This is a genomic window from Syntrophomonas palmitatica JCM 14374 (assembly GCF_001311885.1).
Lineage (GTDB): Bacteria > Bacillota > Syntrophomonadia > Syntrophomonadales > Syntrophomonadaceae > Syntrophomonas_A > Syntrophomonas_A palmitatica.
In genome coordinates, this window is the sequence record NZ_BBCE01000003.1 from 97,381 (window position 1) to 111,969 (window position 14,589).

At 46.9% G+C, this 14,589-nt stretch carries 12 protein-coding genes; 6 read left to right on the plus strand and 6 right to left on the minus strand.

Annotated features, from left to right (window positions below; all coding sequences use genetic code 11):
• Positions 1 to 18: 18 nt before the first annotated feature.
• Positions 19 to 516 (plus strand): macro domain-containing protein, encoded by a 498-nt coding sequence (locus JCM14374_RS02720; RefSeq protein ID WP_054693169.1) that lies wholly within the window; start codon positions 19 to 21, stop codon positions 514 to 516.
• A gap of 5 nt (positions 517 to 521) precedes the next feature.
• Here JCM14374_RS02720 and hydE read toward each other — a convergent pair whose 3' ends face one another.
• From hydE to JCM14374_RS02740, 4 genes are all read right to left on the minus strand, one after another.
• Positions 522 to 1,625, minus strand: a complete 1,104-nt coding sequence (gene hydE, locus JCM14374_RS02725; protein ID WP_054693172.1) for a [FeFe] hydrogenase H-cluster radical SAM maturase HydE — start codon at positions 1,623 to 1,625, stop codon at positions 522 to 524.
• Positions 1,609 to 1,914: a hypothetical protein gene (locus tag JCM14374_RS02730; RefSeq protein ID WP_054693175.1), complete on the minus strand. Its 306-nt coding sequence runs from the start codon at positions 1,912 to 1,914 to the stop codon at positions 1,609 to 1,611. Before JCM14374_RS02730 ends, hydE begins: the two co-directional genes overlap by 17 nt.
• A 56-nt stretch (positions 1,915 to 1,970) precedes the next feature.
• On the minus strand, positions 1,971 to 3,464 hold the full coding sequence (gene hydG / locus JCM14374_RS02735) for a [FeFe] hydrogenase H-cluster radical SAM maturase HydG (protein ID WP_157048924.1): 1,494 nt from the start codon (positions 3,462 to 3,464) through the stop codon (positions 1,971 to 1,973).
• A 199-nt stretch (positions 3,465 to 3,663) separates the two neighbouring features.
• Positions 3,664 to 3,915 carry a TM1266 family iron-only hydrogenase system putative regulator gene (locus JCM14374_RS02740; protein WP_054693179.1) on the minus strand — a complete coding sequence of 84 codons (252 nt, stop codon included), beginning with the start codon at positions 3,913 to 3,915 and terminating at the stop codon, positions 3,664 to 3,666.
• A gap of 760 nt (positions 3,916 to 4,675) precedes the next feature.
• On the opposite strand from JCM14374_RS02740, the gene JCM14374_RS02745 reads away from it, so the two are divergent.
• On the plus strand, positions 4,676 to 6,085 hold the full coding sequence (locus JCM14374_RS02745) for an endonuclease MutS2 (protein WP_054693182.1): 1,410 nt from the start codon (positions 4,676 to 4,678) through the stop codon (positions 6,083 to 6,085).
• On the plus strand, positions 6,061 to 6,651 hold the full coding sequence (locus JCM14374_RS02750; RefSeq protein WP_054693184.1) for a hypothetical protein: 591 nt from the start codon (positions 6,061 to 6,063) through the stop codon (positions 6,649 to 6,651). Before JCM14374_RS02745 ends, JCM14374_RS02750 begins: the two co-directional genes overlap by 25 nt.
• A gap of 174 nt (positions 6,652 to 6,825) precedes the next feature.
• On the opposite strand, the gene JCM14374_RS02755 is transcribed toward JCM14374_RS02750, so the two are convergent.
• Both JCM14374_RS02755 and JCM14374_RS02760 read right to left on the minus strand, forming a co-directional pair.
• Complete coding sequence (locus tag JCM14374_RS02755; protein WP_054693188.1) at positions 6,826 to 7,131, minus strand: type II toxin-antitoxin system RelE/ParE family toxin; 306 nt, start codon at positions 7,129 to 7,131, stop codon at positions 6,826 to 6,828.
• Entirely contained in the window at positions 7,118 to 7,387 is a 270-nt protein-coding gene (locus tag JCM14374_RS02760) for a type II toxin-antitoxin system Phd/YefM family antitoxin (RefSeq protein ID WP_054693191.1), read from the minus strand. Before JCM14374_RS02760 ends, JCM14374_RS02755 begins: the two co-directional genes overlap by 14 nt.
• A gap of 224 nt (positions 7,388 to 7,611) precedes the next feature.
• Here JCM14374_RS02760 and JCM14374_RS02765 point away from each other — a divergent pair, with 224 nt between their 5' ends.
• From JCM14374_RS02765 to JCM14374_RS02775, 3 genes are all read left to right on the plus strand, one after another.
• On the plus strand, positions 7,612 to 9,216 hold the full coding sequence (locus JCM14374_RS02765; RefSeq protein WP_054693194.1) for an aldehyde dehydrogenase family protein: 1,605 nt from the start codon (positions 7,612 to 7,614) through the stop codon (positions 9,214 to 9,216).
• A 281-nt stretch (positions 9,217 to 9,497) separates the two neighbouring features.
• On the plus strand, positions 9,498 to 12,131 hold the full coding sequence (locus JCM14374_RS15105; protein WP_054693197.1) for an FAD-dependent oxidoreductase: 2,634 nt from the start codon (positions 9,498 to 9,500) through the stop codon (positions 12,129 to 12,131).
• A gap of 164 nt (positions 12,132 to 12,295) precedes the next feature.
• A complete protein-coding gene (locus tag JCM14374_RS02775; protein WP_054693200.1) occupies positions 12,296 to 14,548 on the plus strand; it encodes a sigma 54-interacting transcriptional regulator in 2,253 nt (750 codons plus the stop codon).
• The last annotated feature ends 41 nt before the right edge of the window (positions 14,549 to 14,589 follow it).

Here is a 14,589-nt window from a genome sequence, read left to right on the forward strand (position 1 = left end):
GTTTAGGGTGGTGCAAATATGCCGTTGGAGATAATCAGGAATGACATTACCAAAATGCAGGTTGACGTTATTGTGAATGCCGCTAATACTGCTCTGCAAATGGGCGGCGGAGTTTGCGGCGCGATTTTTAAAGCCGCAGGGGCTGCTCAACTGCAACAAGCCTGTGATGAACTAGGGCCGATAAAGACCGGAGAAGCCGTCATAACGGGCGGTTTTAACCTGCCTGCCCAATATGTTATCCATACTGCCGGGCCGGTTTATAAAGATGGAAAACATGGTGAAGCGGAACTGCTCCGTTTGTGCTACATTAACTCGCTGATTCTTGCACAGCAAAACGGATGCAAGTCCATTGCGTTTCCTCTGATTTCAAGCGGAATATATGGTTATCCCAAGGCTGAAGCCCTGGCGATAGCTGTCTCAACCATCAGCAGCTTTTTAATGAACAGCGATATGACTGTCTTCCTTGTTGTATTCGACAAAGAGACGTTTGCGCTTTCTGAAAAGCTGCCTGAATAATAACATTAAAGCTGACGCCGCCGGAAATAATGCGGAGAATCACCCCATTCGCCCAGGACCAGTTCATACCCGGCAGCATTTATTTCATGCCGGAGCTGTTCAAAACTGGAATATTTCTTGGCCGCGTAGAGGGAATAATCTGAGCGGTTTTCTTCCGGGGTCATTACCGGCATAACCACATTGGCCCCTGCCTTTATCCCCATGGCCAGGCCGTCTGCACTTATGGTCTGTAAGGCAGTAGAACAAACCATGTTTATATAAGGCATCAGCAACCGCGCCAGGGCCATCATCTTTAAAGTGGTTTTATAAGGATTTGCGATAACTGTTTCCGGACCTGAAGCCAGCGGTGTGTCAGGGTGGGGGATATAAGGCCCGAGGCCCAGCATATCTATATCCCTCTCCACAAAAAACAGCAGATCAGCAGCCAACTGCTCGTAAGTCTGCCCCGGCAAGCCGACCATCACCCCGGTTCCGACCTGGTAGCCTATATCCTTTAGAGCCTGCAAACATTCCAACCGTTTTTGAAAGCTCTGTCCCGGGGGATGCAGCTGGTTAAATAGTTTGGGATCAGAGGTCTCAATACGCAGCAGGTAGCGGTGCGCACCGGCGTCAAAAAGCTGCTGGTACTGTTGATAGGCAAGCTCGCCGATGCTCAAGGTGATTCCCAGACCCTGCGAGCCATCATGGGCGGTTATATCCTTAATCCGTTTTATGACCTCGCTGACGAACTTAACCTCCCGGCTGCTCTTTAATTCCCCAGATTGCAAGGCCAGTGACTGGTACCCCTTTTCCCAGGCTTCCCGCGCCAGAGCAACTATTTCGTCAGCCGTAAGCCGGTAGCGGCCCAGCCTGGTATTGGAATGGCGCAAACCGCAATAATAACAGTCACATTGGCACAGGTTGCTGAATTCAATTAAACCGCGCGGGTAAACCTTATTCCCCAAAACCGTTGCCCGGCATTCTTCGGCTTTGTCCAGAAGAACTGCAAACAGATCTTCATCCTGACTGGCCAGAACATTGCTTAGAGCTTCACGTTCAGCCTGTAAAGGCGGCCATGAAAGGTTTCCGCCATTATCTGACAACGAAATGGTATTAACGGCTGCACTCACCGGGCCACCCCGCTTTCAAGGCCTGGATAATGGAATTCAGTTCAGTTTCGTTAACAGCTTCAGGATTATCAATATACAAACCCCAGTTTGGTCCTAATTCTACGCGCTGCTTGTTGAGGGATGATGCGTTGCCTTCACCGTAAACATGCGACCAGCGCTTGCCATACACCCGGGACCAGCGCAGCTGCAGCCCCGGGTACTTATCTATCAAAGCCTGGTGACATGATTTGATTACTGCTTCCATACCCAGACCCTGCTGTTCTCTGCAGATTGTTGCTATACTATCCATATCCTTCGCTCCCATTGACTGTTTTCATCATAAGCCAGTTATGATGCAGTGCTACATTATTTATTCTGTGTTAATCCGGCTGTTTTTTTACAAAAACAAATCCCGTTCCCCGGCTTCAATACGCTCCAGCATGATTTTACCGTTTGCTTAATGTTGTCATTGGGCAGGGCTTCAAACTCTTTATCTATCAAATAGGAAGCGGCCTGTCTGGTCTCTTCGCTGGCGTAATCCAGGAGGTATTCTTTAAAAGTGAGAATGGCGTTGGGCTGGCACAGGTTGTGAATCTTGCCCTTCTTGGCTATGCCCATAAAACAGCCCCCGGTGCGTCCGCAGCGGTAGTCAGCCGTGCAGAAGGAAGTGATATAGCCCATTCTAGCCATATCCCGAATGGCTTCATCCAGGCTGCGCTGGTCGCCCAATACAAACTGCTGGGTGTTGACTTCTACCTTATCTTTGCTATAGGCCCCTACGCCTATGTTTGAATCAGCATCGATCTGACTGCAGCCTACATTGATAACATCGTTGCGCACTTCCGCGCTTTCCCGGGCGGTTAAAATCATACCCGTATAAGGAACTGAAAGGCGGATTACGGTAACCAGTTTTTTAAAAGTGTCATTGTCTACCAGGTTGGGACTCTTTTCCGCAAAGGGGGTATTGACCGCCGGCTGCATACGCGGGAAAGAAATGGTATGCGGTCCCACCCCGCCAAATTTCTGTTCCAGGTCAATGGTATGGGCCAGAAGCCCCATAACCTCGAATTTCCAGTCAGCCAGGCCAAACAATGCGCCTATACCCACATCGTCCACTCCCGCTTCCATAGCCCGGTGCGAAGCGTAGAGCCGCCACCCCATATTGGCTTTCAGACCGCGGGGATGCATCTTCTTATAGGTGGCATGATGGTAGGTTTCCTGGAACACCTGGAAGGTGCCGATGCCTACATCGCGCAGGATTTTCAGATCCTCAATCGACATCGGAGCGGCATTGACATTGACGCGGCGGATTTCCCCGTTGCCAACCTTGGTGTTATAAGCTATACGCAGGGTGTCGGCTATATAATGAACATCGGAATCGGGATGCTCGCCGTAGACCATAATCAACCGTTTGTGACCTTTGGATACCAGGGCTTTGATTTCCTCTTCCAGTTCCGCAGGGCTTAAGCGATGGCGGACAGACTCTTTATTCTCCTTGCGGTAACCGCAGTAAACACAGCTGTTTACACAGTTATTGCTTACATAAAGCGGGGCAAAAAAGACGATGCGCCGCCCATAAACCTTATGCTTGATTTTAAGGCCGGTTGCATACATCTCCTGCCACAGGTCTTCATCCGTACAGTTCAAGAGGGTAGCGGTTTCATCAGGATTTAGACGCTCTAATTCCAGAGATTTGGCCATAATTTCACGCACCCGATTTTTATCAGGGTTGCGAGTTTGCAAGAGGGTCTCCTGAATAAAAGGCTCATCAATAAAGTCCTTGCCGTGGTTCAAATACCTTTCGATCTGCTCGGGTTTGATTACATTGTCAATCCATTGTTGTACCGCCAGATTTTCCATTAGAATCGTCCTCCTTAAATATAACTTTTAAAATAGTTTTATGTACCGGAATAAATAAGCCGCCTGCCCTGAATAGGAGCAAGCGGCTCATAAATACATTTATACCTGCTCCCCTTTAACTCAGTAAAACACCTCATTATCAGGGCCAATATTCAATTCGAATCGGCGGCTATATGTGTCTAATCATCTAATCGTCCTCTTACAACGATTTGGTCAAAGCGCTTTTTACGGTTACACTGCGGATTTTGCCCAGTTTCCCCGTTAATGCCCCCAGTTCATCGGTTGTTCCGTCAACGATAAGGGAAATGACCGACACTTCTTTTTCCCTGTAGGGGAGGCCCATCCGGCCGATTATCATATGGGCATATTCACTGAGTATCTGGTTTACCCTGGGGACGGCTTCCCGGTTCTCTATCACGATACCGATAACACCCAGTCTTTTTTCTTCCACTGCCAGCCTCCTTCCCAATAAAAACGCTTACTCCCTGGAGCAAGCATCATAATCGTACACTATGTCCTTGCCCCTTTAAATAAGGATGACCCGATTTGTCAGGGTAACGGTTTTAAAATCTGGACGGTCAGAGTTATCCTTCCGGCCAGTAGTTTAAATTATTATAAAACCATTTTGAGATAGTATGCAAGCGTTTTCCCGCCGGCTGCCTTGATATTACATTTGGTTTGAAGTACAATATTCATATCAAACGATAAAGGATGTATTTATGTCCGGGGTTGTTCAATAACTGACCTTAATTTTATAGTTATAAAACCGCAGCAGGCGTATCCTTTGGCGGCAGGCCTGGTTTGCTGTGGGCTGAGACTCGGAACGACACCGGATTATCCTTAAATAGTATGAATATATGGTAGGGCATATATTTTGTGCCTTGCCTTAAGCTTATTTTAGCTGGGAAACTACCGGAGAGGTTCTTTCCCGGCTTATTTATTTGTATAGGAAAGCATGCTTTCCGAATGGCTGTGGATAAGTCTGTCCGGAAGCGCGGGCAGGGTGTTAGATATCACCGTTGAACGGCAATGCCAACGCCTTATTGTTGCTGCGAAAACGGGGAAAGATTGCTTCGCTGCGCTCGCAATGACACAATAAAGGATTACAAACCGCGGATTTGTCATTGCGAGGAGCGTTAGCGATGCGGCAATCTAACTGATAACGCAGGTCGTCCGGAGGGCGTATTTGTTATATTTTAGGAGGGAGTAAGTTGAACCAGAATACTATGAATATACTCGAATTTGGAGCCGTCATTGATGAAATAAAAAAATATGCTATGAGCGAACAGGCCAGGCTGAAATTAGAGCAACTTAAGCCGGTTATTGATATGGATGTCATTAATGCTTGGATGCGCGAAACCACCCAGGCCTGTGCCATGCTGGACATTAACTCCAGTATTCCGCTGAGTTCCATGGAAGGAATGGATGAAATTATGATTAAGGCTGAAAAATCCATGGTCTTAACCCCGCAGGAACTCACTTCCTGCCAGAATTTCCTGGATTCTGTCAAACGACTGCGCAGCTATATGAGCAAGACGGAGAATTCTTTGCCCGAACTAGCGTCTTATGCCTGGTCCATGTTTGAACTGTCTGAATTAAGAGACGAGATAGCGAAAAGCATTATAAACGGACAGGTAGATGATCACGCCAGCCATGAATTGGCCCGGATAAGAAGGCAACTCTTAATTCAGGAGGAGCGCATCAAACAGAAATTAGGCGATATTCTGCGTTCCAGCACCTACGGCAGCATCTTGCAGGACCCGGTGATAAGCACACGAAACGGCAGATACGTAGTGCCGGTGAAGAGACAGTACCATAAATCTTTTCCTGGGCGGGTTTTGGACACATCCTCCACCGGTTCCACGGTTTTTATGGAACCGAACAGTATCGCCGGGCTGCAGGATGAGATAAACATCCTGCAGATGGAAGAAGCCAATGAGGTTTACCGGATATTAAGTTATCTCAGTACCAGGTTGGGGGAGTACAGCCGGGAAATCTTAATTAACATGCAGGCCATGGCCCACTATGATTTTGTGTTCGCCAAAGCCAAATACAGCCGCAGCCGGGACATGAAACCAGTGCGTTTAAATAATGAAGGCAGGATTATAATCAAACAAGCCCGGCACCCGCTGCTGGGAAGCAGCGCAGTGCCGCTTGATTTTCAGATCGGAGCCGACTACCGCGCCTTAATAATTACCGGTCCCAACACCGGCGGCAAAACCGTGGCCTTGAAAACCATAGCTTTATTGACTTTGATGGTACAGTGCGGCCTGCATGTTCCCGTTGAGACAGACAGTGAGTTCGCAGTTTTCAACGACATATTGGCCGACATCGGCGATGGCCAGAGCATAGAACAATCCTTGAGCACTTTTTCCGCTCACCTCAAAAATATACTGAGCATCATCGAACTTGCCGGGCCGCACACCCTGGTGGTAATGGATGAAATGGGAGCGGGGACCGACCCGGCGGAAGGCAAGGGCTTTGCCATAGCGGTCCTGGAAGAGGTTTTCTCCAAAGGCGCGACTATAGCGGCTACGACTCACTTTGGAGAAATCAAGGAGTTTGCCGCTCACACACCCGGTTTTGAAAATGGTCGATGGCTTTTGATGTGGAGAGCCTGAGACCTCTGTACAGATTGCAGATTGGGACAGCGGGTGAAAGCAATGCCTTTCTTATTGCCCTGCGCCTGGGTATGGACCGGCACATTATCGAACGAGCCCATCAAATAAGCTATGGCCAGCATAAGAATTATGACCTGGAATCTGCGCAGTCTGTATTTTCATTACGGGATGAGGAAGAAATAAAAGTTCACCAAGAAGAACAGCAGCAGAGCCAGCAGAACCAGCAGGTTAAGGCCCGTTATGAACGCCGCAAAAAATACGTACCCAAAGATCTTAAAGTAGGCGACTGCGTTTATATTAGCACCATGCAGCGGACCGGAATCGTCTGTGAAGAAGAAAACGGGCGCGGCGATGTGGTGGTCCTGGTTATGGATAAGAAATATGTCGTCAACAGCAAACGCCTCACGTTAAAGGTTGACCGCGAGGACCTGTACCCGGAAAACTACGATATGGATATTGTCCTGGAAAGCAAGGACACCCGCAAAAAGCGCAAGATAATGAGCAAAAGGCATGTGGAGGGTCTGCGGGTAGAAAAACCGAAAGAGGATATAGAAAGAGGCGACTAGCAAACAGGGGAAAATGAAAAACAGAAAACAATAAGCCTGCCGTTTCACCGTATAAGCGGTAGCAAGCGTGAGGTCGCTCCGTGTTGCCCTGTTTATGCTGCACAGAATTTATAGATAATTATTCAATCACACTAAAGCGTGTTCAGAACCACAGACCCCTTACTCATACAGGGATTATTTCAATAAGTCGGAATAATCCCTCGTACCGTGCAGCACCCGGTATACAATAATTTCTTCGTCAATAACCTTATAAAAAACGATGTAGCTATCCACAATAAGCATGCGGAATTCACGTTTGGCCAGTTCGCTATCCGGTACGGTTTTCCCTAGAAACGGAAGTTCTGCCAAAGTATCAATTTTGTCAATAATCTTGTTGGTCATGCTCAGGGCTGCCTGAGGATTATCGCTTGCGATGTAAAAATAGATTTCACCCAAATCCTCACGAGCAATTTGCAATACCCTTATTTTATACTTGCTCATGGTGCAAATCCTTGACGAATTTTCTGAGATCATCAGTAGTACAGGTTGGTGCGCCGCTTAACCGTTGCTGTTCAGCATCCAGCAATTTAGCTCTCAGGTTTAGCATGGCCTCTTTCCTTTCGAAAGCGGCAATACTCATCACGACCAACTCGCCCTCGCCATTTTTGGTTAAATAAACGGGCTCAGACCTTTCTTTGCATATTTTGGTTATCTCGCCCAGTTCGGTCCTTAATGCGGATGTGGGTTTAATTATCATTGTTATCACTCCTGTGCAAAATTATGATTTAAATATGATCTTATTGTATATTATTTTTAGCACAGATATTTTAAATACACAACTTAAATATATCTATCTTAATATATGGTTGTTCATCATCATAAATGGTTATAGTTTAACCTGCTTCTTGCCTGGGTAATTAAAATAAAATAATATCATCTTATACATACTAATCATAAAAACTGCCAGTGAGGAGTTTTTCGATGGCTTTATCAAAGGTTCAGAATACAAATTCGGGTCTTAATCTGGTGCCGGCTGAATATGCAATCCAACCTTACCCGCAAGGCATGAATTACCTGATTGCCGGGGAGATAAAAACCTATCCGGGCAATGGCATCGAGGTTGTATCACCAATCATCCTTAGAGAAGGTGAAAAAGCCTGGGGCGTTACCATTGGCAGGTATCCAGAGCTGGGGAAAGATGAGGCTTTGCAGGCATTGGCGGCTGCCGAAAGAGCCTATGGCAACGGCATGGGCGAGTGGCCGCAGATGAGGGTTGAAGAAAGAATCGAAGCCCTAAAATCCTTTGCCTGGCGCATGCGGGCCATGGAAAGAAAATACGCCTTGCTGGAAATGTGGGAAATCGCCAAACCCTTCAGATTGTGTCTGGATGAATTCAAGCGCACCCTTAAATACCTGCAGGACAGCATAGAAAGACTAAGGGAGCTGGACCAGGAGAGCAGCGCCGTTTCCCGCGCGGAAAACTTCATATACCAGGTGAGAAGATGCCCATTGGGCATATGTTTGTGCATGGGGCCGTTTAATTATCCGCTCAATGAAACCTTCGCCATGCTAATTCCCGCCTTGCTGATGGGTAACACTGTTATATTAAAACCGCCCCGCTACGGAGCGCTCTGTTTGATACCTTTTCTGGAGGCCTTCTCAGAATCATTTCCTCCCGGAGTGGTAAATGTAATAAATGGCGATGGCGAAACTATCATAGGTCCTATTATGGACAGCGGGAAAGTAACCATCCTGGGTTTTACCGGCAGCAGCCGGGTAGCCAGGATTTTAACGGATAGCTATGAGGGCAGCCACCGCCTGCGCACGATCCTGGGGCTGGAAGCCAAGAATCCGGCCTTTATATTTCCGGATGCCGACCTGGAACTGGCGGCCCGGGAGTGTGCGGACGGGGCTTTGGAATTTAACGGCCAGAGATGTACGGCCTTAAAGCATATATGGGTGCATGAATCTCTCGCGGACAGGTTCCTTGATTTATTCACAGGTGAAATTGATAAGCTGAAATGCGGCATGCCCTGGGAAGATGGGGTAAGGATTACTCCCTTGCCCGAAACCGATAAATGCAAATGGCTTTCAGAACTGGCAGAGGATGCCCTGCAGAAAGGAGCCAAAGTCGTTAATCCCGGCGGGGGCCGGGTACAGGATAACCTATTCCACCCCGCGGTTCTCTACCCGGTAAACAAAGAAATGAAAATCCACCAGGTTGAACAATTTGGTCCTTTAATACCGGTAAGCCCGTTTAAAGGCATGGAAGAAGTGGTTGATTACCTGGTGAGTTCCGATTACGGGCAGCAGGCGAGTGTTTTCACTTCTTCGCCGGATTATGCCGCGCCTTTAATAGATATATTAGTTAATCATGTATCGCGAATTAATCTGAATGCCCAGTGCAGACGCAGTCCTGACGAGCTGCCGTTCACCGGGCGCAAGAATTCTGCGGAAGGAACCCTTTCCGTAACTGATGCCCTGCGGTCTTTTTCCATCCGCTCGCTGGTGGTCGTAAACGACCAGGGCAAAGAGGTCTTTTTCCGCACCCTGGAAAGCGGACGCTCCAAATTTCTAAGGATATAAATAAAAAAATAGCCGGAGATTAGTACTGGCTATTACATATTTTCAACTGTGAGGCAAACCAAGATTTTGAAGATTACTACCATATCTTAACATCAAATATTCCTGCTGAATTCTCTATCCAATATACGGGCTTCGATATTTCAAGCGGCAGCCCTATCCTCCTGGGCATGAATTTAACAAATTAATTGAACAAAGTTTAATATTTCCTGCTTGTTATTTATCCATCTCTGGCATATCATTGCATTACGTAAGCAAAATAACTATGGCAGAGGAGGTATACTATGGCAGTAATTCCTATGAAGGAAGGGGTTTACTGGGTAGGGGTGCGCGACCCTGAACTGCGCATATTCGACCTGGTAATGACTGCGGAGCATGGAACCAGTTATAATGCGTACCTCGTAAAAGGCAGCCAAAAAACCACCTTGATTGAAGTATGTGAAGACAAGTTTTTTAATGAGTATATTGAAAATGTGAAAAGCCTGGTCAATCTGTCCGAGATCGATTATCTGATCATGAATCATACTGAACCTGATCATTCAGAAGCTGTAGGCAAACTCCTGGAAATGGCCCCGGATATAACGATTTTAGCCAGTCCTACCGCCCTGGGATTTCTGCGTGAAATCACTAACAGGAAGTTTAATGCACAGGAACTTAAGGACGGCGATGAATTGGATCTGGGCGGGAAAACGCTGAGATTCATTAACGCACCGTTTTTGCACTGGCCTGACACTATCTATACATATCTGCAGGAAGATAAGATATTATTCTCCTGTGATTCATTTGGCAGCCACTATCCTGATGAAAGGCTTTTTAACGACCTGATGGAAAGCAATTTTACAGGGCATTACAAAGAATATTTTGATGCAATCATCGGCCCTTTTAAGCCTTATGTCCTGGAGGCTCTTGATAAAATAAAGGATCTGCCGCTGGATATGGTGGCTCCCGGTCACGGCCCGGTTCTTCGCCAGGACATTGATCGTTATTTGGATTTGTACCGGCAATGGTCAGCACGTTCGGCGCCTGCGGCGGATAAACCTAAGATTGTCCTGGCCTATTTAAGCATTTATGGTTTTACTAAGAAATTGGCTGATGCTATGGTTGACGGTATCCTGAGCATTGGCGATTTTGATGTCAGGACTTATAAACTGATTGAGGACAAGCTGGATGATCCCGATTTGCTGGATAGGGTTGCGCAAGACCTGATAGACGCCAGCGGTTTTCTGGTAGGTTCAAATACGGTTAATGGAGACGCTCTTTCCCCCATATGGCAACTGTTGAACCGTCTTTCCCCGATTACCCATGGTGACAAGGTAGCGCTTGCTTTTGGTTCCTATGGATGGAGCGGTGAAGCGGTACCGGGTATAGAAAACCGCCTGCGGGCTTTGCGTATGCAGGTTATGCCCGGATACCGGGTTAATTTCAAACCCTCAGAACGTAATCTGGAAGATGCTTTTAACCTGGGAATGGATTTTGCCCGCGCTATATTGGAAAAGAAAGCCGATAAATCACAAACCCGCTGGCGCTGTCTGATTTGCGGGCATATACATATAGGGTCTGAGCCGCCTGCCGTTTGTCCGGCTTGCGGTGTCGGCAGGGAGAACTTTGTACGGGAGTCCATGGAAGATGAATTCATAAACGATACTAATGATAGTTTTGTGATTATCGGAGGGGGAATTGCTGCACTATCAGCGGCTCAGGCCATCCGCAAGCGCAACCGTAGCGGCAGTATCATCATGCTGACCGAAGAAGCGTATCGCCCCTATTACCGTCCCGCCTTATCCGATTTTTTAAGTGAGGATCTGCCGGACCAGCGGCTCTACGTTTTTAACGAATCCTGGTATGCGGAAAACAAGATAGAACTTAAAACCAATGCCAAAGCAGTTAAGATAGATAAAGATGCTAAACTGGTTCAAACCGAGCAGGGTGAGTTGATACCCTACAGCAAACTGATCGTGGCTGCAGGAGCCCGCAGCAACATTCCGCCCTTCAAGGGCGCGGAAAACCTGGGAGTATTCAGCCTGCGCAGCCTGGAGGATGCGCTGCAATTGAAAGAAGCTATCAAACAGGCGAAAAATGCGGTAGTTATCGGCGGCGGGGTTTTAGGCTTAGAAGCTGTATGGGAAATGGTATCTTGCGGGGTAAACGCAGCGGTGGTTGAACATAATAACCGCATCATGCCCCGCCAACTGGATGAAGCAGCTTCGTTGCGTTTGCAGCGGCTCATGGAAGATAAAGGAGTCAAGCTCTGCCTGGGCGTTGATACCGAGGAGATTATAGGAAATGGAAAGGTGGAGGGAGTAAAACTCAGCAGTGGAGAAGTACTGCCTGCTGACTTGGTTCTTCTCTCTACCGGGGTTAAGCCCAATATTGAACTGGCTAAGGAAGCGGGTCTGGAAGTTGCTCAGGGCGTGGTGGTTGACAGCAGTATGCGCACCAACATCCCTAATATTTTTGCTGCAGGCGATGGCGCACAGTTTGGTGAACGCCTTATCGGGTTATGGCCGGTTTCACTGGAGATGGGGCGCACGGCGGGGGCAGCCGCCGCAGGTGACTGGGCGGAATATAAGCCTCCGGTCTTGTCTACGATGTTAGTGGCCTTCGACATGGAGATATTCTCCATAGGAGATGTCAACCTGCCTTTGGATCAGTGCCGGGTAGTAGAGGTGAATGACCCCGTAGAGAAATATTTCAAACGCAGCTACATTAAGGACGGTGTTTTGACAGGGGAAATAATTATAGCTCCTAAAGTCGATGCCAGCGAATCTATGCGTAATTTGGGCCGCGATAAAAGCGGTAAAAAGCATTATAAACGCTGGAAATGCCGGGTGTGCGGATATATTCACGAAGGGCCCGAACCTCCCGACGAATGCCCGGTGTGCGGTGCTCCCAAAGACATGTTCGACCCGGTTGATTAACTTGCGGCTCGTAATGACACAATAGGGATTACCTTTATTCTGGGGCGGTTTATATTGTGCTTTTTGCAATATATACAGCCCCTTCTGTTTGATGATAATAGTCGAAATAGTGAGAAAAATTGTGTTAATATATAATAAAAATCAATTTGGGGTGAGTGAGGCGGATGAAGGCACATGAAGTTATGAATCCTATGCCTTTGCTCTTCCGCAGCGACCAGACTATCGGTCAGGCGGCTCGGATTCTGTTAGACCAGAGAGTAAACGCAGCCCTTTTGCTTGATGACTCCGGTCATATTTTGGGTATTGTAAACAAAGATCTGCTGATGGTGGCTTTAGCGGAGGGGCTTTCCGCCCAAACCAAACTTGGCGAGCTGCTTTATCCCCCGCTGCAGATGATGGATTACAACCAAGATATTCCGTATTCAGAAGATAACCAAAACACTATATCGGTAGTCGTTAAAGACGGTGCTATCGCCGGATTAATAGACCGGGGTGAAATTAACGCGCGTTATGCCATGCGGGAAAGACATAGAACGGCTGAAACCTTTGCTATTATCGATGCGGTTTCCACACCTGTAATCGCCATTGACAAAGATGGAATAATTAATCTGTTTAATAAATGGGCCAGCCGTTTTCTAAAGATAAATGCCGGGGAAGCGTTAGGGCAAAAAATAGACGAGGTGATAAATAATCACGAAATAGTAGAAATTCTATACAGCCCGGAACTAATAACCGCCAGTAAAATAATGTTGGGCGAATCTACCTTTGTGCCGTTTTGTAAGAACGTTGTTAAAGACCAGGAAATCGTAGGTCGTGTTCTGGTTTTACGTGACGTATCTGAGTTAGAACAAGTTCTGCGGGAATCAGAATATATCAGCCAGCTCAACCGGGAGTTGGAAGCTATTATTGAGTCCTCTTTTGACGGCCTTTATGTTACTGACGGCTTTGCCAATACCCTGAGACTTAATAAGGGCTTTGAACGAATAATGGGTATTTATAAAGAACAATGTGTAGGACGAAATATGGCGGAACTGGTTGAGGACGGTGTTTTTTCCCGTTCCGGTACACTGCTGGCATTGGAAAAGAAAGAGAGGGTTACCATCAGTCTGGTCGCCAGCACCGGAAAGGAAGCCCTGGTTACAAGCACACCTATATTTGATGAAGAAGGCAATGTCATCCTAGTAGTTACCAATGTGCGTGATATAACGGAGTTAAATGAACTGCAGCGCAAATTAGATCAGATGGAAGGGTTGCGCGAACGGGAAATGGAGGCGGTTATAGAATCCTCTTTTGACGGTCTTTATGTAACCGATGGCGAAGCCAACACCCTCAGATTAAATAAAGGGTTTGAACGTATTATGGGTGTTAATGCCGCCGAGTGCGTGGGGAAGAATATGGAGGAATTAGTAGCTAACGGTATATTTTCTCGTTCCGGCACGCTGCTGGCTTTGCAGAAGCGTGAACCGGTAACCATAACCCTGGTTTCAAAAACGGGTAAAGAAGCCCTGGTTACCAGCAACCCTATTTTTGATGAAGAGGGTAATATTATAATGGTGGTTACCAATGTGCGTGATATTACGGAATTAAATGATTTGCAGCGCCGCCTGGAGCATATGGAAAGCCTGCGCCAGTTTTATGAAACGGAATTACAGCAGTTAAAACTGGCCACTTCACATAATATGGTGGTTAATTCTGACAAAATGAAAGAGGTCGTAAACCTGGCTTTAAGAATAGCTAATGTTGATTCAACCGTCCTTATACAGGGGGAATCAGGTGTAGGCAAAGAACTCATAGCCGGTCTTATACATTCCAGCAGCAACAGGAAAAACGGACCCTTTATTAAGGTAAACTGTGGCGCCATCCCTGAAAACCTTCTGGAAAGCGAACTATTTGGTTATGAAGCCGGGGCTTTTACCGGAGCGCATAAAGATGGCAAGATGGGATTTTTCGAGCTGGCTGAAGGCGGGGTTTTATTCCTGGATGAAATCGGAGAGCTGCCGCTCAACTTACAGGTTAAATTGTTAAGGGCCTTGCAGGATAGGGAAATCGTACGGGTAGGCGGAGTGACCCCTATTAAAGTAGATATACGTATATTGGCCGGAACCAATCGCAACCTGGCGGAAATGATTGACAATAAACAATTTAGATTGGATCTTTTTTATCGTTTGAATGTAATACCTATTAATGTGCCTCCTTTACGGGAACGTTTGGAGGATATCCCGATGTTGGCAAACTATTTTTTGAATTTTTATAATAATAAATATGCTTTGGATAAAAGAATAGATAATAGTGTAATGGAAAAACTATTAGATTACTCCTGGCCCGGTAATGTCAGGGAACTGGAAAACCTCATAGAAAGATTGGTTATAACAAGTGTTAACAATATAATTAGTTTGCGAGATCTGCAACCTACTTAAGTAATGTAGATTTTTCAGCTTACCCTGGCGAACTGGTTCCT